The organism is Variovorax rhizosphaerae, assembly GCF_037889975.1.
GTDB lineage: Bacteria > Pseudomonadota > Gammaproteobacteria > Burkholderiales > Burkholderiaceae_C > Variovorax > Variovorax rhizosphaerae.
Map to the genome: position 1 here is coordinate 156118 of NZ_JBBKZT010000016.1, position 21413 is coordinate 177530.

General features: G+C 65.0%; 19 protein-coding genes. 5 read left to right on the forward strand and 14 right to left on the reverse strand.

What is annotated here, in order from left to right; genetic code table 11:
* Positions 1-110: 110 nt before the first annotated feature.
* From prmB to argA, 7 genes are all read right to left on the reverse strand, one after another.
* Positions 111-980 (reverse strand): 50S ribosomal protein L3 N(5)-glutamine methyltransferase, encoded by an 870-nt coding sequence (gene prmB, locus WKW82_RS29015; protein WP_340346130.1) that lies wholly within the window; start codon positions 978-980, stop codon positions 111-113.
* Between the two features lie 16 nt (positions 981-996).
* Positions 997-2169, reverse strand: coding sequence for a succinyl-diaminopimelate desuccinylase (gene dapE, locus WKW82_RS29020; RefSeq protein ID WP_340346132.1), 1173 nt, complete (start codon positions 2167-2169; stop codon positions 997-999).
* A gap of 67 nt (positions 2170-2236) precedes the next feature.
* The gene (locus WKW82_RS29025; RefSeq protein WP_340346134.1) at positions 2237-3385 is read right to left on the reverse strand and encodes a PilT/PilU family type 4a pilus ATPase; all 1149 of its coding nucleotides are present in this window, start codon (positions 3383-3385) and stop codon (positions 2237-2239) included.
* A gap of 35 nt (positions 3386-3420) precedes the next feature.
* Positions 3421-4245 carry a 2,3,4,5-tetrahydropyridine-2,6-dicarboxylate N-succinyltransferase gene (dapD, locus tag WKW82_RS29030; RefSeq protein ID WP_340346135.1) on the reverse strand — a complete coding sequence of 275 codons (825 nt, stop codon included), beginning with the start codon at positions 4243-4245 and terminating at the stop codon, positions 3421-3423.
* 40 nt (positions 4246-4285) lie between these two features.
* The gene (gene dapC / locus WKW82_RS29035; RefSeq protein WP_340346136.1) at positions 4286-5491 is read right to left on the reverse strand and encodes a succinyldiaminopimelate transaminase; all 1206 of its coding nucleotides are present in this window, start codon (positions 5489-5491) and stop codon (positions 4286-4288) included.
* Between the two features lie 28 nt (positions 5492-5519).
* On the reverse strand, positions 5520-6155 hold the full coding sequence (locus WKW82_RS29040) for a LysE family translocator (protein ID WP_340346137.1): 636 nt from the start codon (positions 6153-6155) through the stop codon (positions 5520-5522).
* A gap of 10 nt (positions 6156-6165) precedes the next feature.
* Entirely contained in the window at positions 6166-7512 is a 1347-nt protein-coding gene (gene argA, locus WKW82_RS29045; protein WP_340346139.1) for an amino-acid N-acetyltransferase, read from the reverse strand.
* Between the two features lie 114 nt (positions 7513-7626).
* Between argA and hrpA the strand changes: the two genes are divergently transcribed.
* Positions 7627-11592, forward strand: coding sequence for an ATP-dependent RNA helicase HrpA (gene hrpA / locus WKW82_RS29050; RefSeq protein ID WP_340346140.1), 3966 nt, complete (start codon positions 7627-7629; stop codon positions 11590-11592).
* 256 nt (positions 11593-11848) lie between these two features.
* Here the strand turns inward: hrpA and WKW82_RS29055 are convergent, their stop codons facing one another.
* The 6 genes from WKW82_RS29055 to lptF all read right to left on the reverse strand — a co-directional run bounded on the left by WKW82_RS29055 (position 11849) and on the right by lptF (position 17036).
* On the reverse strand, positions 11849-12007 hold the full coding sequence (locus tag WKW82_RS29055; protein ID WP_213954851.1) for a DUF3309 family protein: 159 nt from the start codon (positions 12005-12007) through the stop codon (positions 11849-11851).
* A 107-nt stretch (positions 12008-12114) separates the two neighbouring features.
* Positions 12115-13287 carry a pyridoxal phosphate-dependent aminotransferase gene (locus WKW82_RS29060; RefSeq protein ID WP_340346142.1) on the reverse strand — a complete coding sequence of 391 codons (1173 nt, stop codon included), beginning with the start codon at positions 13285-13287 and terminating at the stop codon, positions 12115-12117.
* Between the two features lie 156 nt (positions 13288-13443).
* Positions 13444-14385: a CysB family HTH-type transcriptional regulator gene (locus tag WKW82_RS29065; protein WP_340346144.1), complete on the reverse strand. Its 942-nt coding sequence runs from the start codon at positions 14383-14385 to the stop codon at positions 13444-13446.
* 62 nt (positions 14386-14447) lie between these two features.
* Positions 14448-14819: a sirohydrochlorin chelatase gene (locus WKW82_RS29070; protein WP_340346145.1), complete on the reverse strand. Its 372-nt coding sequence runs from the start codon at positions 14817-14819 to the stop codon at positions 14448-14450.
* A gap of 4 nt (positions 14820-14823) precedes the next feature.
* Complete coding sequence (lptG, locus tag WKW82_RS29075) at positions 14824-15936, reverse strand: LPS export ABC transporter permease LptG (protein WP_340346146.1); 1113 nt, start codon at positions 15934-15936, stop codon at positions 14824-14826.
* The gene (gene lptF, locus WKW82_RS29080) at positions 15933-17036 is read right to left on the reverse strand and encodes an LPS export ABC transporter permease LptF (protein WP_340346147.1); all 1104 of its coding nucleotides are present in this window, start codon (positions 17034-17036) and stop codon (positions 15933-15935) included. Before lptF ends, lptG begins: the two co-directional genes overlap by 4 nt.
* Positions 17037-17056: 20 nt before the next feature.
* Here lptF and WKW82_RS29085 point away from each other — a divergent pair, with 20 nt between their 5' ends.
* The 4 genes from WKW82_RS29085 (at position 17057) to WKW82_RS29100 (ending at position 20798) form a co-directional block, all read left to right on the forward strand.
* Positions 17057-18556, forward strand: a complete 1500-nt coding sequence (locus WKW82_RS29085) for a leucyl aminopeptidase (protein ID WP_340346148.1) — start codon at positions 17057-17059, stop codon at positions 18554-18556.
* A gap of 13 nt (positions 18557-18569) precedes the next feature.
* Positions 18570-19007 (forward strand): DNA polymerase III subunit chi, encoded by a 438-nt coding sequence (locus WKW82_RS29090; RefSeq protein WP_340346149.1) that lies wholly within the window; start codon positions 18570-18572, stop codon positions 19005-19007.
* Positions 19008-19120: 113 nt separating this feature from the next.
* Positions 19121-19447, forward strand: coding sequence for a hypothetical protein (locus WKW82_RS29095; RefSeq protein WP_340346151.1), 327 nt, complete (start codon positions 19121-19123; stop codon positions 19445-19447).
* Positions 19448-19586: 139 nt separating this feature from the next.
* Positions 19587-20798: a branched-chain amino acid ABC transporter substrate-binding protein gene (locus WKW82_RS29100; RefSeq protein WP_340346152.1), complete on the forward strand. Its 1212-nt coding sequence runs from the start codon at positions 19587-19589 to the stop codon at positions 20796-20798.
* Positions 20799-21220: 422 nt separating this feature from the next.
* Here the strand turns inward: WKW82_RS29100 and WKW82_RS29105 are convergent.
* Positions 21221-21413: hypothetical protein (locus WKW82_RS29105; RefSeq protein WP_340346154.1), on the reverse strand; the 193-nt coding region annotated here is incomplete at its 5' end.

The window sequence follows — 21413 nt, forward strand, 5'->3', positions numbered from 1 at the left end:
CGGAGGAGGCAAGAGATCTCGTAGCGCGGGCGCCTGCCGGGAGGCCGATCGCAGGTAGCCGAACCGTACTTCGGGTCCGGTGCGCCGCGAGCCCTCAGATCGGTGGCCGTTCAGGCGGCCATCAAGGCGTCGCGGGTCAGCAGCAGGACCTGGTCGTCCCCAGCAGAAGTTTCGAGCCAGATGGTTTCCAGTTGCGGAAAGGCGGCCTCGAAGTTCTCGCGCTCGTTGCCGATCTCGAGCACCAGCACGGCCTGTTCGCTCATCACGGCGGGGGCGGCGCCGAGCAAGGTGCGGATGAAGTCCATCCCATCCGTGCCGCCGGCCAAGGCCAGTTCCGGCTCCGCCTGGTACTCGGCAGGTAGCGCGGCCATGCTGCCGGCGTTGACGTAGGGCGGGTTGCAAAGGATCAGGTCGTAGGGGCCGGGCAACGCGGCCAAGCCGTCGGACTTCAACAGCGTGATGCGCGCGTCGAGCTGGTGCCGGGTCACGTTGATGGCGGCGACTTCGAGGGCTTCCGTCGAGATGTCCGCGCCGGTCACGTGCACCTCCGGGTAGGTCATGGCCGCCAGCACGGCCAGGCTGCCGTTGCCGGTGCACAGGTCGAGCACCTGTAGCGTCTGCTCGCTGAGCCAGTAGTCGATGGTGCCGTCGGCCACCAGTTCGGCGATGAAGCTGCGCGGCACGATGGCCCGCTCGTCGACGTAGAAGGACACGCCTTGCAGCCAGGCCTCCTTGGTGAGGTAGGCAGCGGGCTTCCGCGTTTCGATGCGCGTCTTCAGCAGGGCGGCGACGCGTTCGGCATTGGCCGGGCTCACCGACTTGTCGGCCGCCGAATCGAGGTCGTCGATGGGCAGCCGAAGTTGCCACAGCACCAGCCAGGCGGCCTCGTCGAAGGCATTGGCGGTGCCGTGGCCGAAGGCAACGCCGGCGTCGGCAAGTTGCTTCGCGCCGGCTTCGATCAGTTGGATGACGGTGGTCATTGGGCCGCTGTATTGCTCATGACCGCGCCGCCATTTCCAGCTTCTCCAGCGTGCGCCGATAGATGTTCTTCAGCGGCTCGATCGCGTCGACCGCGATGTGCTCGTCGATCTTGTGGATGCTGGCGTTCACCGGCCCCAGCTCGATCACCTGCTTGCAGATCTTGGCGATGAAGCGCGCATCGCTGGTGCCGCCGCTGGTCGAGAGTTCGGTGGTGATGCCGGTCTCGTCGCGGATGGCGTCCTGCACCGCCCGCACCAGTTCCGCGGGCTGCGTGAGGAAGGGCAGGCCGCCGACTGTCCAGGCCAGCTTGTAGTCGAGGCCGTGGGCATCGAGTACCGCCTGCACTTTCTGCTGCAGCGATTCGGGCGTCGATTCGGTCGAGAAGCGGAAATTGAAGTCGATCACCGCCGCGCCCGGGATGACGTTGCTCGCGCCGGTGCCCGAGTGGAAGTTGCTGATCTGCCAGCTGGTCGGCTGGAAGTGGGCATTGCCCGGATCCCACCCACCGGCCGTGTTGATGGCAACCAGTTCCGCCAGCGCCGGCGCAAAGGCATGCACGGGATTCCTGGCCAGGTGCGGGTAGGCGATGTGGCCCTGCACGCCGTGGATGGTGAGCTTGCCGCTCATGGTGCCGCGGCGGCCGTTCTTGATCATGTCGCCGCAGCGCTCGACCGAAGTCGGTTCGCCGACGATGCAGTAGTCGACGACTTCGCCGCGCGCGGCCAGCGTGTTGCAGACGATGACCGTGCCGTCGACGCCCGGGCCCTCCTCGTCGCTGGTCAGCAGCAGCGCGAGCGACAGGTGCGGATCGGGCGTGGCCGCCAGGAACTCCTCGATAGCGACGACGAAGGCGGCCAGCGAGGTCTTCATGTCGCAGGCGCCGCGGCCGTAGAGCAGGTCGTCGCGATGCGTCGGGGTGAAGGGGTGGCTGGTCCACTGGTCGAGCGGGCCGGTGGGCACCACGTCGGTGTGGCCTGCGAAGGCGATGGTCTTTGCGGCGGGCGAAGCGGCGGTGCGCCGGGCCCACAGGTTGGTCACGCGGAAATCGGCAGGGCCGCTTTCGATGGTCTCGAGCGTGAAGCCCAGCTTGGCCAGCCGCTCACCGAGGATCTGCTGGCACCCTCCGTCGTCGGGAGTGACAGAGGGGCGCGAAATCAGTTGTTCGGCAAGGTGCAGCGTGCGGGACATCGGTTGGGCGGTACTTCAGGGCGGAGGGCGGATTTTGCCCGACCCGCCTTGCCGGACCGCCGGCGCGTCAGAACTTCACGTCGAGCGTGATGTTGGTAAAGGTGGGCTCATCGACCTGGTCCTGCAAGGCCCGGTCGTCGATCTTGGTGGCGGGGCTGTTGCCGTTTTGCAGGCGCCACATCAGGTTGGTGGGCGAGTCGGCCTGCAACATGCCTTCCTCGCGCGTCACGCGCTTTTCGAGGATCAACCGGGCGATGTCTTCCTCGAAGGTCTGCGAGCCTGCGGCCATCGAATGTTCCATCGCCTCCTTGACGCTGGAGAAGTCGCCCTTCTCGATGAGTTCGCCCACCAGGGTCGAATTCAGCATCACCTCCACCGCGGGCAGGCGCGCCCCGGTCGGCGTGCGCAGCAGGCGCTGTGCCACGATGGCCCGTAGCGACGCGCCCAGGTCGGAGAGCAGCGCGCTGCGCACCTCCACGGGGTAGAAGCTCAGGATGCGATTCAGCGCGCGATAGCTGTTGCTGGCATGCAGCGTGGCCACGCACAGGTGGCCCGATTGCGCGTAGGCGATGGCGGCCGTCATGGTGTCGCGGTCCCGGATCTCGCCAATCTGGATCACATCAGGCGCCTGGCGCAGTGCGTTCTTCAACGCGACCTGGAGAGATTGGGTGTCGCTGCCCACATCGCGCTGGTTCACGATCGACTTCTTGTTGGTGAAGGTGTACTCGATCGGTTCCTCGACAGTCAGGATATGGCCGCTCGCGTGCTCGTTGCGGTGATCGAGCATCGATGCCAGCGTGGTGGACTTGCCCGCACCGGTGGCGCCGACCATGAGGATCAAGCCGCGCTTTTCCATGATCAGCGACTTCAGGACGTCGGGCAGGTTCAACTCGGCGATGGTCGGGATGGTCGAGGCAATGTGGCGCACCACCACCGCATAGCTGCCGCGCTGGCGCATGGCGCTGATGCGGAAGTTGCCCAGGCCGACGAGGGCAATCGCCATGTTGAGCTCGCCAGTGCGTTCTAGCTCGGCCACTCGGCTTTCGGGCACCACTTCGGAGAGAAGTGAAAGCGGTCCCGCAGGCGGCAGCACCTGGCCGTTGATGGGCACGCAATTGCCGTTGATCCGAATCAACGCCGGGGCGTTTGCCGAGAGATAGACGTCGGAGGCCTTTCGTTCGGCCATCAGGCGCAGGATGCGTTCCATCGTGTTCATCGGCACTTTTCCAGCATTGAGCGGTAGCAGGGAAATCAGTCGCGCAGCAGATCGTTCAGCGAGGTCTTGGCACGGGTCTGTGCGTCCACGCGTTTAACAATGATTGCAGCATAGAGGCTGTAGCGGCCGTTGTCCTTCGGGAGAGACCCGCTGATGACCACCGAACCCGCCGGGACGCGACCGTAGGTGATTTCACCGGTTGCACGGTCATAGATGGGTGTACTTTGGCCGATATACACGCCCATCGACAGCACCGAGTTCTCTTCCACGATCACGCCTTCGACCACTTCCGAGCGGGCGCCGATGAAACAATTGTCTTCGATGATGGTCGGGCCGGCCTGCAGCGGTTCCAGCACGCCCCCGATGCCCACGCCGCCCGACAGGTGCACGTTGGCGCCGATCTGCGCGCACGAACCCACGGTGGCCCAGGTGTCGACCATGGTGCCTTCGCCGACGTAGGCGCCGATGTTCACGTACGAGGGCATCAGGATCGCACCCTTGGCGATGAAGCTGCCGCGGCGGGCCACGGCCGGCGGCACGATGCGCACGCCGGCTTCCTTCAGTTCACCGGCCGAGAGGTGCGAGAACTTGGTCGGCACCTTGTCGTAGAAGCCGAGCGAGCCGGCTTGCATCTGCTCGTTGTCCTTCAGGCGGAAGGACAGCAGCACGGCCTTCTTGATCCATTGGTGCACGGTCCACTGGCCGACGCCTTCACGCGTGGCGACGCGCAGGTGGCCGTTGTTGAGTTCGGCGATCACATGGTCGACGGCCTTGCGCACTTCGGTTGGCGCGTCGGTGGCGGAGAGGTTGGCGCGGTTTTCCCACGCGGCGTCGATGGTCTGCTGGAGTTGCTGGGTCATGGATGGAGTCTCGGAAGTCGGATGCAAGAAAAGGGCCGTGTCATTGGCCCGACTGGATGAACTGGACGATGCGGTTGGCGGCGGCTACGCACTCGTCGGTGCCGGCCACGAGCGCCATTCGGATTCGCCCCCGGCCTGGGTTGACACCGCCGGAGTCGCGCGCCAGATAGCTGCCGGGCAAGACGGTCACATTGTATTGAGCGTACAAGTCGCGGGCGAAAGCGGCGTCGTCGCCGTTCCACTTCCCGGGCACGCCGGCCCAGAGGTAGAAGCTGGCGTCGGGCAATTTCACGTCGAGCACGGGTTCGAGCAGGGGCGTGACGGCGGCGAACTTGGCGCGGTATTGGGCGCGGTTCTCGACGACATGCTGTTCGTCGCCCCAGGCCGCGATGCTGGCGGCTGCGACGGCACCGCTCATGGCGCTGCCGTGGTAGGTGCGGTAGAGCAGGAAGCTCTTGATGATGGCTGCATCACCGGCCACGAAGCCGCTGCGCAGGCCGGGCACGTTGCTGCGCTTGGAGAGCGAGGTCAGCGCGATCAGGTTCTTGAAGTCGCTCCGGCCCAGCTTGGCTGCGGCTTCAAGCCCGCCAAGCGGTGGTTCGTCGCGGAAGTAGATCTCGCTGTAGCACTCGTCGGAGGCGATGACGAAGCCGTGGCGCTCCGAGAGCGCGAACAGCTTCTTCCACTCGTCCAGCGGCATCACGGCGCCGGTCGGATTGCCAGGCGAGCAGACGAACACGAGTTGCGCGCGGGCCCAGACGTCATCCGGCACGCTGTCCCAGTCGACGGCGAAGTTGCGGTCGGCACGGCTCGGAACGTAGTACGTCTCGGCACCGGCCAGCAGGGCCGCGCCTTCGTAGATTTGATAGAAGGGATTGGGCGACACGACGATGGGCGCGGGCGTCGCGCTGGCATCCACGACCGTTTGCGCCAGCGCGAACAGCGCCTCGCGCGAGCCATTCACCGGCAGCACCTGCGTTGCCGGATCAAGCGCCAAGCCGTAGCGCGTCTGCATCCAGTCGGTGAAGGATTGGCGCAGTTTCGGCTCGCCGGCAGTGGCGGGGTAGGCGGCCAATGCACCGAGCCCGGCGGTCAGCGCGTGCTTGATGAAGTCCGGCGTCGGATGCTTCGGCTCGCCGATGCCGAGGCTGATCGGCGAGAAACCGGAGGCAGGCACGACGCCCGAGAAGAGTTGCCTGAGCCTTTCGAAAGGGTAGGGCTGAAGCTTGGTGAGCAGGGGATTCATGGGGGACGATTATCGAGAGAGGCTGCGATCAAGCCGTGCTGCGCCGGTAAAAGGCCAGCGAACCGGCCAACGCCAGCAGCATGGCACCGCAGGTGCGGTCGAGCCAGCGGGTGGCGGACGCAGTCAACAGTTGCATGGCGCGCGAACCGACGAAGGCATAGGCCAGCATCACCGCCACGTCGAGCGCTGCGAACAGCACGGCAATGCTCAAGTACTGCGGCGCCTGCGTTGCGACAGGGTCGATGAACTGCGGCAACAAGGCCGAGCAGAACAGGTATCCCTTGGGGTTGGTCACGGCCACCAGGAAGGACTTGGTGAACACCTGGAAGGCATGCGAGGCCTGGCCGCCGGTCGCGTCTGCAGCAGCCGGATTGAAACCGCCGCGCGAGCGCAGCATGCGCAAACCGAGCCAGGCCAGGTAGACCGCGCCCAGGTACTTGAGCATCGAGAACCAGAATTCCGAAGCCGCCAGCAACGCACCCAGCCCCAGCGCGACGGCCCCGACCAGCACGAAATCGGAGACCGCGGCGCCCAGCATGCCCGGGAGTGCGCCGCGAACACCGTAGCGCGAGCCATTGCTCAGCGCCAGCAGCACGGTCGGGCCCGGCGTGGCAATGGCGGCCAGCGCCACCACGGTGAACATCAGTGCGGTGGCCAGGTTCACGACAGGCTCCTCAGAGTTTCTTGACCAGCACCTGGCTCTTGCGGTCCCAGTTGTACTTGCGCTTGCGGGCCTCGGGCAACCATTCGGGGTCGACCTGCACGAAGCCGCGCTTGATGAACCAGTGCATGGTGCGGGTGGTCAGCACGAAGATGCTTTCCAAGCCTGCTGCCTTGGCGCGTTGCTCCACGCGCTTCAGGATCTTCTCGCCGTCGCCCTGCGCCTGCACGTTGGGCGACACGGTCAGCGCGGCCATCTCGGCGGTGCGGGCCTCGGGGTACGGGTACAGCGCGGCGCAGCCGAAGATCACGCCGTCATGCTCGATCACCGTGTAGTGGCCGATGTCGCGCTCGATCTCGGTGCGGTCGCGCTTGACCAGCGTGCCGTCGCGCTCGAAGGGTTCGATCAGTTGCAGGATGCCGCCGATGTCGTCGGCCGTCGCTTCGCGCAGGGATTCGAGCTTCTCGTCGATGACCATGGTGCCGATGCCGTCGTGCACGTACACCTCCAGCAGCAGCGAGCCATCCACCGCAAACGGCAGGATGTGGTTGCGCTCCACACCGGCCTTGCAGGCCTTCACGCAGTGCTGCAGGTAGAAGGCCGAGTCGGTCGGACGTTGCGCCGGCGCCATGTTGGCGAGCATCTTCTCGGCGGCGTCCAGGGGCAGTTCGGTGTCGATCGGGTTGTCCTCGCTCACCGGGAGGTCGGGGTCGATGGCGATGCCGGGCACCTCGGTGAGGAAGATCAGCTTGTCGGCCTGGATCGAGATGGCGACGCTGGTCGCGACCTCTTCCATCGTGAGGTTGAAGGCCTCGCCAGTGGGCGAGAAGCCGAAGGGGGAGATCAGCACCATGGCGCCGAAGTCCAGCGTCCGGCGGATGCCCGAGGCGTCGACTTTGCGGACCAGGCCGGAATGCTTGAAGTCCACGCCGTCCAGCACGCCCACCGGACGCGCCGTGATGAAGTTGCCTGAAATCACGCGCACCGTCGCGCCGGCCATCGGAGTGTTGGGCAGGCCCTGGCTGAACGCGGCCTCGATCTCGTAGCGCAACTGGCCGGCCGCTTCCTGGGCCGAGTCCAGCGCCACTTCATCGGTGATGCGCATGCCGTGGGAATAGCGCGCCTCGTGGCCCTTGGCGCGCAATTGCTCGTTGACCTGCGGCCGAAAGCCGTGCACCAGCACCACCTTCACGCCCATGGACTGGATCAGCGCCAGGTCCTGCGCGATGCTCTGCAGCTTGCCCGCGGCGATGGCTTCGCCCGCGAGGCCGACCACGAAAGTCTTGCCCCGGTGCGTGTGGATGTAAGGCGCCACCGAGCGAAACCAGGGGACGAAGGTGAAATTGAAGACGGTCGACATGGGGGGCGATTGTGCATTCTTGGCGTGGCATTCGTCGGGCGGAAGGTTGTAGGTCCGCAACCGTTTCCCTGCCGGCCGATAATTCGACGTTTGGCCGCACGCGGCCCGTGGCCCTTGACGACGACTTCTTCCCCTCTCCGCATCGAGTTTCCCGAATCGCTCCCCGTCTCTGCGCGGCGCGATGAAATTGCCGCTGCCATCCAGGCCAACCAGGTGGTGATCGTCTGCGGCGAGACGGGTTCGGGCAAGACCACGCAGTTGCCGAAGATCGCGTTGCAATTGGGTCGCGGCAAGATCAACGCCGTGCCAGCGAACGGCAATGCGCCGGCGGGGCAGGGCAGGCTCATCGGCCACACGCAGCCGCGACGCATCGCCGCGAGTTCGGTGGCTAAGCGCATCGCCGAGGAGTTGAAGACACCGTTGGGCGAGGTGGTCGGCTTCAAGGTGCGCTTCCAGGACCGCCTGAGCCGCGACGCCTCGGTCAAGCTCATGACGGACGGCATCCTGCTGGCAGAAACCCAGTCCGACCCGTTGCTGAAGGCCTATGACACGCTGATCATCGACGAGGCCCACGAGCGCTCGCTGAACATCGACTTCCTGCTGGGCTACCTGCGCGAGATCCTGCCGCGCCGGCCGGACCTGAAGGTCATCGTGACCTCGGCGACCATCGATGCCGATCGCTTTGCGACGCACTTCGCTTCGAAGAGCGGGCCGGCGCCGATCATCTATGTTTCCGGCCGCACCTTCCCGGTCGAGCAGCGCTGGCGGCCCTTTGAAGAATCGCGCGAGTACGACCTCAATAGCGCGATCGCAGACGGCGTGGACGAGTTGTGGCGCGACCCGCACAACGCCGGCGACATCCTGATCTTCCTGCCCGGCGAACGCGAGATCCGCGAGGCGGCCGACCACTTGCGCAAGCATCTGGCGCACCAGCCGCTGTACCGCGGCGCCGAGGTGCTGCCTCTCTTCGCACGCCTGTCGCAGGCCGAGCAGGACCGCATCTTCGAAGGGCACACGGGCCGGCGCGTGGTGCTGGCCACCAACGTGGCCGAGACCTCGCTGACGGTGCCGGGCATCCGCTACGTCATCGATACGGGGACGGCGCGGGTCAAGCGCTACAGCTTCCGCAGCAAGGTCGAGCAACTGTTGGTCGAGCCGATCAGCCAGGCCGCGGCGAACCAGCGCGCGGGCCGCTGCGGGCGGGTCGCGAACGGCATCTGCATCCGGCTCTATGACGAGAAGGACTTCGCGGGTCGGCCGCGCTTCACCGATCCGGAAATCCTGCGTTCCTCGCTGGCCGGGGTGATCTTGCGGATGAAGTCGCTGCGATTGGGTGATGTCTCGCGCTTTCCGTTCCTCGAGGCGCCGTCGCCGCGTGCGATTGCGGATGGCTACCAGTTGCTCAACGAGTTGGGGGCGGTCGACGATGCCAATGAGCTGACCGCGATCGGCGGCGAACTGGCGCGGTTGCCGCTTGATCCTCGTGTGGGTCGGATGATCCTGGAGGCGCGTTCGCGTGGCGCGCTGGAAGAGGTGCTGGTGATCGCATCGGCGCTCAGCGTGCAGGACGTTCGGGACCGGCCGATGGAGGCGCAGCAGCAGGCGGACCAGGCGCATGCGAAATTCGACGATGAGAAGAGCGAGTTCAGCGGGTATCTGCAGTTGTGGAAGTGGATCCATGCGGCGCGCGGGGGGCAGCCCTCACCCCGGCCCTCTCCCGCAGGCGGGAGAGGGGGCAATTCACTCCCTCTCTCGCGAGCGGGGGAGGGCGGCGCTGAGGGCCTCCCCACTCACAAGCTCACCAACCGCCAATACGAACAACTGCTGCGCCAGAACTTCATCAACATCCGCCGCGTGCGCGAGTGGCGCGACACCCATTCCCAACTGCTCACCGTCGTCACCGAGCACAAGTGGAAGATCAACAGCGTCCCCGCCAGCTACGAGCACCTGCACCTGTCGATGCTCGCCGGCCTGCTCGGCAACGTCGGCTGGAAGGTCGAGGACGACGAGGCCTACCTGGGTGCGCGCGGCATCAAGTTCTATCGCCATCCCGGCGCGCATCTCAAGAAGAAGCCGGGCCGCTGGATCGTCGTCGCCGAATTGGTCGAGACGACCCGCCTGTTCGGCCGCGGCATTGCCAACATCGAGCCGCAGTGGCTGGAGCAGGTCGCAGGCCATCTGCTGAAGAAGCAACTGCTCGATCCGCATTGGGAGAAAAAGGGCGCGCAGGTCACCGCGCTCGAACGGGCAACCCTGTACGGCCTCGTCATCTACAGCGGCCGCCGTGTCGACTTCACGCGCGTCGACCCGGTCGCGGCGCGCGAGATCTTCATCCGTGAAGCGCTGGTCGGCGGCCAATGGGACAGCAAGTTCCCTTTCCTCGCGGCCAACCGAAAGCTGGTGCGCGAGGTCGAGGGCCTGGAGCACAAGGCGCGCCGGCAGGATGTGCTGGTCGACGACGAACTCATCTTCGCCTTCTATGACGCCCAACTGCCGCCCGACGTGGCCAGCGGCATCAGCTTCGAGAACTGGTACCGCCAGGCCTCGGCCACGCAGCCACGCCTCTTGTTCCTCACGCGCGACGAACTCATGCGGCACCAGGCGGCCGGCATCACGACGCAATCCTTCCCGCCGACGATCCGGCTTGGCGGCGTCGATTGCGCGGCCACCTACCTGCACGAACCCGGCGATGCGCGCGACGGCCTGACTGTGACGGTGCCGCTGTTCGTGCTCAACCAGGTCAGCGAGGAACGCAGCGAATGGTTGGTCACGGGCATGCTCAAGGACAAGATCCAGGCGCTGCTCAAGAGCCTGCCGCAGCGTCCGCGCTCGCGGCTGGTGCCGCTGCCTGAATCGGCGTCTCGGCTGGCCGAAGAGATGGCGGTCCCGGAAGCATTCGGCACCGGCTCGCTGACCGATGCGCTGCTCAAGAAGGTTCGCGACATCACCAGCCTCGATGTGAAGCGCGCCGACTTCAAGCTCGACATGCTGCCGCCGCACCTGTTCATGAACCTGCGGGTGGTCGATGAGCATGGTCGCCAACTCGGCATGGGTCGCAACCTCGGCGCGCTCAAGGCGGAACTGGGCGCACAGGCACGCGGAGCGTTCCAGGCGCTGGCGGGGCTCAACGTCAAGAAGGCGCCGGAGGTGAAACCTTCTCCAGCCGTCGCCGGCAAGCCGCAGGCGGCCGTCAGTGCGAAAACGCAGGAAACCCCATTGCCGGCCGGCCAGCGCTACACGGCCTGGACCTTCGGCGAGCTGCCCGAATTGATGGAGGTCCGGCGCGGCGCCCAATCGCTGGTCGGCTTCCCGGCCTTGGTCAACGACGGCCATGCCGACGGCGTCACGATCGAGGTGTTCGACGAGCCCGCCGTGGCGTCGGCCAAGCATCGCGCAGGGTTGCGCCGCCTCGTCGCCATGCAGCTCAAGGATGCGCTCAAGTACCTCGAGAAGAACATCCCCGACCTGCAGAAGATGGCCGTCCAGTTCATGCCACTCGGCACGGTCGAGGAGTTGCGTGCGCAGATCATTGATGTGGCACTCGACCGGGCATTCCTGCAGGAGCCATTGCCCACCGATGAATTCGCCTTCAAGCGCCGCATCGAGGAAGGCCGTGGCCGCCTCACCTTGATCGCGAACGAGGTGGCACGGCTGACGGGAGTGATCCTCGCCGAGTACGCCACGGCGGCGCGCAAGATCAAGGACACCAAGGTGCAACCGGATGCGGTGCAGGACGCCGCGCAGCAGTTGCAACGCCTGGTCGGCAAGCGCTTCGTCGTCGACACGCCGTGGCCGCAACTGCAACACTTCGCGCGCTACCTGAAGGCCATCACGGCACGGCTGGACAAGCTGCGCGCCGACCCCGCGCGTGACGCATCCCGCCTCGCCGAATTGCGACCTCAGGAGCAAAGGTATTGGCGCCTCGTCGCCGAGCGCAAGGGCGCAGTCGACGACCGCATGCTGGAGTTCCGCTGGTTGCTGGAAGAGTTGCGCGTGAGCTTCTTCGCCCAGGAACTTCGCACGCCGCAGCCGGTGAGCGTCAAGCGGCTGGACAAGGCCTGGGCGCAGCTCAATACATGACGGTTGCCAGTGACCTGCCACCGCACATTGCGGGGCAGGCACACCGGACTCAATGAACTCTGCGGCCGTACCGGACGCTCTTGAGTCGATGTGGCTTTGCCATCTCGACTCAATCCCCTGCGAGCGGGCTCGGCGCAGCCCGGCCCCGGGGGCTCTCGAGCGACATATCCAGGAACAGCGGCAGGTCGTGGAGTTTCTGAAGCGGAGTCAACGAGGGCCATCCGATGGATTGGCCCGTGAGCTCAGCGCCAGTTCGTCATATGTGGCCGAGCACCGCCAAGATGACCACGACCACCAGCACCAGGCCCAGGCCACCACTCGGGCCGTAGCCCCAATTGCGGCTGTAGCCCCAGCTTGGCAGCGCGCCGACCAGCAACAGGACCACCACGATCAACAGGATCAACGAGAGCGACATGACCTTCTCCTAAGAGCTTTGCGAAGGAGTCCATGGTCGGTCCACGCGATCGATCCGCCCCGGGGATAGGTGCCCCATCGGAGGTCAGGCGAAGCCCCGGCTGCGTGTCAGAGCCGGGAGAGTCGATCCAGCGCCGACAGCAGCGTCTCGTCCTTCTTGGCGAAGCAGAAACGCACCACGCGCTGATCGAAACCATCGCCATAGAACGCCGACAGCGGTATCGCCGCCACGCCGATCTCGCCGGTAAGCCAGAGGCAGAAATCCGACTCCGACAGGTCGCTCACTTCGGAGATGTCGACACACTGGAAGTAGGTGCCCTGGCTCGGCAGCAAGCGCAGCCGCGTCTTGGCCAGGCCCGCCGCAAACAGGTCGCGCTTGCGTTGGTAGAAGGCAGGCAGTTCCAGGTAGGGCGCCGGGTCTGCCATGAACTGCGCCAGCGCATGCTGCATCGGCGTGTTGACCGTGAAGACATTGAACTGGTGCACCTTGCGGAACTCGGCCGTGAGCGGCGCCGGTGCGGCCACGTAGCCGACCTTCCAACCCGTCACGTGGTAGGTCTTGCCGAAGCTGCTCACGATGAAGCTGCGCGCAGCCAGACCCGGGTAGCGCGCCACGCTTTCGTGCTGTAGCGGCGCATAGACCATGTGCTCGTACACCTCGTCGGCGATCACCAGCACCTCGGTCGGCGCGAGCAGGTCTTCGAGGCGGCGCATCTCGCCATCGGTCCAGACGGTCGCGCTCGGATTGTGCGGCGTGTTGACGATGATCGCGCGTGTCCGGGGCGACAGGGCGGCTGCGATCTTGTCGAAGTCGGGCCGGAACGTGCCGGGCGTCAGCGGCACGCGCACCACCGTGCCGCCGGCCAGTTCGATGTTTGGGACATAGCTGTCGTAGCAGGGTTCCAGCACGATCACTTCGTCGCCCGGCCGCACCACCGCGAGGATCGCCGTGATGATGGCCTGCGTCGCGCCGGCCGTGATCGTGATCTCGTCGGCTGCGCTGTAGCGGTGTCCGTAGAGCGCCTCGACCTTGCTGGCGATGGCGTTGCGCAAGGGCAGCACGCCGGGCATCGGCGGGTACTGGTTGTGACCCGCGGCCATTGCATCGGTCACGGCCTGCAGCAGCTTCGGGTCGCAGCCGAAATCCGGAAAGCCCTGGCCCAGGTTCACCGCGTTCTTCTCGGCGGCCAGCGCCGACATCACGGTGAAGATGGTCGTGCCGACGGCCGGCAGCTTGGTGGTGATCTGGGGCGTGCGGGGGGCGGCAATGACGGTGCTCATGGTTTTGGTGGCTTCTCTACTTCTCATCATTCTGCATCGGGTCCGTTCCCTTCCAGGAGCATCGCGGAACCGGCTTTGCCGGGCCGCTGATGCTGCCCCCGGTGGGCGGTGGGCGGCCTACACGAAGTGAGGCCAACCTGGGGAGGAGCAACATCCTCAGAGTCCGAAGTCCTCGTTGTGCCCGCTCAGGGCCTTCGCGATCAGGTTGCGATCCAGCCGGTCGCTCAGCAACTCCGCGAACTTGAAGACGAAGTTGCGTAGATACGCGCTGCGCTTGAACGCAACGCGTGCGATGTTCTGGCCGAAGATGTGCCCCATCGGCCGCACCACCAGATCGGCATTGGAGTCGTCGCGCACGGCCATCTCGGCCACGATGCCCACGCCCAGCCCCAGCCGCACATAGGTCTTGATCACGTCGGAGTCGATGGCTTCCAGCGCGATGCGGGGCGAGAGCTTCTTCTGCGCAAACGCATGGTCGATCCGCGTGCGTCCGGTGAAGGACGGGTGGTAGGTGATGATCGGTTCCTGCGCCAGGTCTTCCAGCGACACGCGCTCCTTGCCCGCCAGCGGATGGTCCTTCGGCAACACCAGCACATGCTGCCACTCATAGCAGGGCAGGGTCACGAGTTCGACATACGCATCCAGCGATTCGGTCGCAATGCCGATCTCGGCCACCTCGTCGATCACCATGCGCGCCACCTGGTCGGGCGAGCCCTGGTGCAGGCTGACGTTGACCTTGGGGTAGGCCTCGCGCAGCTTCGCCACCGGCACGGGCAACACATAGCGTGCCTGCGTGTGGGTGGTGGCGATGGACAGCGTCCCGCTATCCTGCGCGCTGAACTGCTCGCCGATGCGCTTGAGGTTGCCCACCTCGCGCATGATGAGTTCGATGCTGGCGATGACGTGCTGCCCGGGCTCGGTCACGCGCTTCAGCCGTTTGCCGTGCCGCGCGAAGATCTCGACGCCGAGTTCTTCCTCGAGTTCGATGATGGCCTTGGAGACGCCCGGCTGCGAGGTGTGCAGCGCCTTGGCTGCCTCGGTCAGGTTGAGATTGCGGCGCACCGCTTCCTGGACAAACTTGAATTGGTGCAGGTTCATAACGAATGGCGTCCTTATATGCATTTCATTATGCCGCCTGCGTCTATGGAATGTGTTGCGCATTAGCCATCCGGACACGCAATCCTGGCCAGAAGGTCAATGACCTCCGCCTCTTCGCCAATGGCTTGCTGCAGGGTGATCGGGATACCCTGGTAGGTTGAGGCGGCCTGCGCCATCAGCTTCGGCAGGTCTTCGCGCAGGTGCTTTCCGATACCGAGGAACAGCGGCACCACGCGCACGCTCGCCGCACCAAGGTCCACGAGCTGGGCCACGGCGGCGGGCAAGTCGGGCGCGACCAGTTCAAGGTAGGCGCAACGCACGAGGGCATCGGGGTCGCGCTCCAGAATGCGGCGAGCGACGGCCTCGATCGGCTCGCGCCAGCGCGCATCGCGCGACCCATGCGCGAACAATACGATGCCGCGCCGCCCGGTCATCGCTTCAGCGCCGCAGCACCAGCCAGCCAAACGCGCACAAGGACATCACCGAATAGATCATCCCCGGCGCAGCCGCTGTGATCCAGGGCGACCAGGTTCGCAGGTTGCCGATGTAGCCGAACACGTTGTTCAGCAGGAAGAAGCTGATGCCGATCAGCACGCCGATGAAGACGTAGGTGGTGATGCCGGATTGGCGGAAATGCAGGTAGGCAAAGGGCAATGCCAGCACCACCATGACCAGGCAAGACAATGGATAAAACACCTTGCGCCAGAAGTCGATTTCGTAGCGCTGTGTCTTCTGGCCGTTGGCGCTCAGGTGCCGGATATAGGTAAACAGGTCGATGGTCGCCATGCGGTCAGGCCTGAGCAGCGCGACCGACACCATTTCATGGGTCAGCGTGCTGGGCCAGCGCATTTCGGTTTCGCCGACGGTGCGAATCTGAGCCTTGGAGTCGAGGCCCTTTGAATCGTAGTGCTGCCGCTCCACGTTGCGGAGCAGCCAGGTTCCGTCAGACTCGATGCGCGCGGACTCGGCATTGGTCTGGGAGACCAGGAAGCCCTTGGCATCGAATTCGAGAATTCGCGGGCTCATCAGCGAGCCATCGCGTGCCATGGACAGCACATTGACCGCATAGGACTTGTCATCTGCTTTCTCCCGCAGCCAGGCTCCCGTGAGCCCGCTCGTCGGGAGCAGCCCCAGATAGCGCGCCTTGACCAGCGTTGCCGTGCGGTCGCTGAAGGGTGCCAGATAGTCGCCCACCGCGAAGGTCAGCATCACGAAGCCCAGGCCGAGCACGAGCAGCGTGCGCAGCGCTCGCCATGGACCAAGCCCGCTGGTGCGCAAGATGGTGTACTCGGAGCTTTGCGCAAGTCGCGCCATCACGAAGATCGTGCCGATGAGCACCGCAATCGGCAGCAACTCGTAAAGATGGCTCGGCACCAGCAGCGTGATGTAGAGGATCGCCTGCGGCAATCCATAGCCAAGCATGTTCGACTTGGTGACCGACTGCAGTTCGTCGACGAAATCGAAGAAGAAGAACAGGCAGAGAAAGCCCAGTGCGACAAAGGCGACGGACTTCAGGACCTCGCCATAGATGAGCCGGCGTATGGTTTTCACGCGGTGGATGCCGTCTTGGCGGAGCCGCGGCGCAGGCCGAAGCTCCAGTTGTTGTGCCGCTTGGCCAGCCAAGCGATGGCGATGACGAAGACGCCGCCATGCAATGCCAGCAGAAAGGGGCCGGGCCCGAAGCGCCCCGAACCCACCCATCCCTGGCCCAGATTCAGCATGTTGTAGTAGATGACGAATGCGAACAGTGCGAACAAGAGGTTGCCACTGCGTCCGACGCGCGGATTCACGCTGGCCAACGCCAGCGCCAGCAACACGAAGTTGCAACCGGCCAGCACCATCCCGAGCCGCCATGCCAGTTCAGCGCGGGCGGGCAGCGCGGTGCTTGCCAACAGCGTCATCGTGGTCTGGGAGCGCGGTGGCAAGGCATCCATCGACGTCGGCACGTTCGAGCCAATCCTGGCGCCGTAGGTCTCGAATTCACTGATCTTCAGGCCCGACTTGTCGAACGGCCGTTCAAGACGCTGGCCGTTGCTCAGCATGAGGAAGCGCGCGTCGCCGATCGTCTCGATCTTTCCGTTGCGTGCGGACGTGATCAGTTGGCGGTTGCGCTCGATCGACGAGATGAACACGTTAGAGGCCGTGGTTCCATTCTCGGTGTCCTTGTCGATGAAGAAAACCCGGTTGCGGCCCGAAGACTCCTGGAACTCACCGGGCGCGATGCGATCGATGTCGCTGCGGCGCTCGTACTGCTCGCGCATACCTTGCGTCTGGGAATTCGCCCACGGCCAGACGACGAATGCAAGCATGGCAATCAAGCCCAGGATCGGCCACGCGAAGCGCAGGATCGGCCAGGCGAAGTTGCCCAGCCCGCGGCCGCTGGAGAACCAGATGATCATCTCGCTGTCGCCGTACATGCGCGACAGCGTGCCGACGACAGAGATGAACAGGCTCAGGCTCAGGATCGTCGGCAGGTAGCCGAGCACCGTGTAGGTCATCACCAGGAAGACTTCCGCGGGGTCGACGCTGCCCTTGGCCGCCAGGCCCAGGGTGCGGATCAGCATCATCGTCATCACGATGGTGACCAGGACCACCAGGGTGGCCCCGAAGCTGCGCGACAGCTCCTTGCGTATGGAGGAATGGAATAACATCGTTCAGGAAAAGAAGGATTATGGACTTTCAACTCAAGACACTCTCCCTGACACAGGCCGCCACCGAGAAAGCCGATGCGCTGATCGTGCTCGCGGCATCTCCGGGCGACGAGGCCACAGGCCCCCTGGCAAGCCTGCTCGCGCTTGCGCGCGAAGCGGACGACCTCCCAGCCAAGGCCGGCAAGCTGCTGCAACTCTACCGGCCCGAAGGCGTCACGGCGCCTCGGGTGGTACTTGTTTCGGCAGGTGATGGGACTCCCGCATCGGTGCGCACCGCCGTCAGTGCCGGCGTGCAGGCGGTCAAGGCCGCCAACCCCAAGCGCGTGGTGATGGTGTTCGCGCAGCCGGTCGACGCGGCCGGCCTCCGCCAGGCCATGCAGGCCGCCGCCGATGCGACCTATGTCTACACGACAACCAAGCCCAAGGCCGATGCGCGCACCGTGCGGCAACTGGTGCTGGGCGTGCCCGACGCCGCGTCGCTTGAGACTGCCTTCCGCGATTCCTCCGCCACTGTGGCGGGTATCGAGTTCGCCAAGGAATGGGGCAATCGTCCGGCCAACCATTGCACACCGAGCTTGCTGGGCGAGGCCGCTAAGGCGCTCGCGGAGTTCCCGCGCATCAAGTGCGAGGTGCTCGGGCCCAAGGACGTCGCCAAGCTCGGCATGGGCTCCTTTGCCGCGGTGGCACAGGGTTCGGAGGAGCCGCTGCGCTTCATCGTCCTGCACTACCACGGCGCGGCAAAGTCCGACGCACCGGTGGTGCTGGTCGGCAAGGGCATCACCTTCGATACGGGCGGCGTCTCCCTCAAGCCTGCGGCCGAGATGGACGAGATGAAGTTCGACATGTGCGGCGCGGCCAGTGTGCTGGGCGTGTTCCGCGCGCTGGCCGAATGCAAGCCGGCCATCAACGTGGTCGGCCTGATTCCGTCCTGCGAGAACATGAACGACGGCGCGGCGCTGAAGCCCGGCGACGTCGTGACCAGCATGAGCGGGCAGACCATCGAGGTGCTCAACACCGATGCCGAAGGCCGGCTCATCCTGTGCGACGCGCTGAGCTATGCCAAGCGCTTCGAACCCGCAGCCGTGATCGACATCGCCACGCTGACCGGCGCCTGCGTGGTCGCGCTCGGCGGCGTGCGCAGTGGCTTGTTCTCCACGGATGACAAGCTGGCCGCGGCGCTCGAGGCGGCGGGCGAGCAGTCGCTGGACCGTTGCTGGCGCCTGCCCCTCGACGACGACTATGCCGAAGGCCTGAAGAGCAACTTTGCCGACGTGGCCAATATCGCTGGCCGGGCCGGCGGCGCGATCACCGCGGCCAAGTTCCTGCAGCGCTTCGCCAGCGACTACGCCTGGGCCCACCTGGACATCGCGGGCACGGCCTGGAAGAGCGGGGCGGCCAAGGGGTCGACAGGCCGTCCGGTCGGCTTGCTGATGAACTATCTGATCAACCGTGCCGCGCCGGCATCCGAAGCACCGGCAGCCGCAGCGCCGGCTGCACCGCGAAAGCGCAAGCCCCGATGAGAAGGCCGCGCGCGTGACCGAGATCGACTTCCACTTCAATGCCGTCGACAAGGTCAGCCATGCCTGCCGGCTGCTGCGCAAGGCGGTCGTGGCAGGCGGCGCGAAGGTCGTGCTCGTGGCCGACGCCGCCACGCTCGATGCGGTCGATGCAGCGCTGTGGCAGTTCTCGGCGGTCGACTTCATCGGCCATTGCCGCAACAACAGCGAAGCGCACGTCCTCGCGCGCTCGGCCGTTGTGCTGGCTGCTCCGGGTGCGAGCGGCCTGCCGCACCAGCAGGTCATGGTGAACCTCGGCGATGCGGTGCCACCGGGCTTCGAGCGCTTCGAGCGCCTGATCGAAGTGGTGACCGGCGATGAGGCCGATCGCGTCGTGAGCCGGGCGCGTTGGCGTCATTACGCAGAACGGGGTTACGCGCTCAAGCGCCACGACATGGCCGGAGGCGCCGCCTGATGGCCGGGCCCGTGCGAACTCCGCCGCGCTTCGTGCCGACGCTGACGACCGTCGTGGAGCCATCGTCACTTCCTGCGAGCGTGCCAGCGGACGCTGCCGCGGCCGAATCCGGGATGCTGCTCGTCCAGCATGACGAATCGCCCCTTGCGTTCCATAGCACATCGGAAGAGCAGGCCGCGCTCATGCCCGCCGCGATGGTTTCGCACGCCGACGCCTTCGAGTTCGAAGAGGGCTTGGTGCAACGTGTCCTGGAGCGCATCGACCTCAACCTGGAAGCGCGCTTGACCGACACCGTGTCGGCGGCCGTGCAGCAGCAATTGGACGCAATGCTGCCGCGCTTGCGAAGCGAAATCGAAAGCGTTTTGCGTGAGTTGGTGGTCGACGCACTGGCCCGGGAACTTGCGGAAAACACAGGGTCTACTACAGGTCAGCGTACTTAACCATTCAGATACACTCCGCGCCGGGTCGAGGCGCGAGGGCGCCGCGAAGCGGGTACGGCGCGGAAGTTGCTCTGTGTGGTGCTCGGTTCCATCGACCGATTTTTCATGTTTTCTCATCATCCATGTTCTGGAGGTTCCCATGCAATTGAAATGGACTGCGGTCGCCCTGGCTGCTCTTACGCTAGTGGCTTGCGGCAAGAAGGAAGAAGCTGCCGCTCCCGCAGCGACTCCGGCGCCTACCGCATCTGCTCCCGCGCCCGCCGCACCTCCTGCCGGTGAAACGATTGTCGTCAAGATCGGCCATGTCGGCCCCACCAGCGGCGCCATCGCCCACTTGGGCAAGGACAACGAACTCGGTGCCAAGATGGCCATCGAAGACCTGAACGCCAAGGGCGTGAAGATTGGCGACAAGACTGCCAAGTTCGAACTGCTCGCGGAAGACGATGCAGGCGATCCGAAGCAAGGCACCGCCGTTGCCCAGAAGCTGGTCGACAGCAAGGTGAATGGCGTGGTCGGTCACTTGAACTCCGGCACCACCATCCCGGCTTCCAAGCTGTACAGCGACGCCGGCATCCCGCAGATCTCGCCGTCGGCAACCAACCCCAAGTACACGCGCCAAGGTTTCAAGACCACATTCCGCGTGGTGGCTGATGACACGCAACTCGGCGGCACGCTGGGCAAGTACGCTGTCGAAACGCTGAAGGGCAAGAACATCGCCGTCATCGACGACCGCACGGCTTATGGACAGGGCGTTGCCGAAGAGTTCGAGAAGGCCGCCAAGGCCGCGGGTGCGACCATCGTCGGCCACGAGTTCACCACCGACAAGTCGACCGACTTCAACGCCATCCTGACCAAGCTGAAGGGCGCCAAGCCCGACATCCTGTTCTTCGGCGGCATGGACGCCGTGGGCGGCCCGATGCTCAAGCAGATCAAGCAGCTGGGCATGCCCGTCAAGTTCATGGGCGGCGACGGCCTGTGCACCGGCGAACTGGCCAAGCTGGCTGGCGATGCCATCGGCGAAGAAGTGGTCTACTGCGCCGAAGCCGGCGGTGTGGACGGCGACTTCAAGACCAAGCTGGACGCCTGGAAGACGAAGTTCAAGGAAAAGAACAACGTCGAAGTGCAGATCTATGCACCGTACGTCTATGACGCCGTGCAAGTGCTGGTTGCTGCCATGGAAAAGGCCAAGTCCTCGGACCCGGCCGTCTACCTGCCTGAAGTCGGCAAGATCGAGTACGACGGCCTGACCGGCCCGATCAAGTTCGACGAAAGGGGCGACATCAAGAACGGCGCCCTCACGCTGTACACCTACAAGGGCGGTGCGCGCACGCAGATCGCCGTCGTGCGTTGAGCTGAGTACCCGTCAAATTGTGAAAAAGAGGGCCTTCGGGCCCTCTTTTTTTACATTTGGAACTTGCAAATTCACATTTTTGGGCTCATTGTTGGACCGGCTAGTGGTTTCTCCATGGGTCTCCTAACCACAGATCCTTAGGCCCGCATGATGCGGGCCTCTTTTTTTGTCTTGCGGACTCGGCAGGTCAACGTGCTTCGGGCGGTGTCACCGTCCTGCACGCTGCCCGCAGCGATGCCACGTCGAGCACGCCGATGTGCGAGTGCTCGATGCGGATCAGCCCGCAGTTCTCGCAATCTTCCATCTCACGCAACGCGTTGGCCCTTGCCAGAGACCATGCTCGCTTCAATCGTGCCCTTGACTATCAACGCGAGGCAAGCGCAGCTCTAAAGCCGCTGCGCGGCAACGTGTTCCGCAACGCCTCACGAGTGGATGGCCAGTGTGGCGGCCAGGTAAGGGGCGATTGGCGCAATGAACCCCTTGTGGTTGGCGACAATTAGCTTTGCCGGTCGACGACAACTATCTTGGCCGGTTTTGTACCGGTGCCGGGCCGGTCCGGGAGGCGGGTTTAACGTGAGCCGATCGTCATTCATCGAAGGTTCGCGTTTTGCCCGG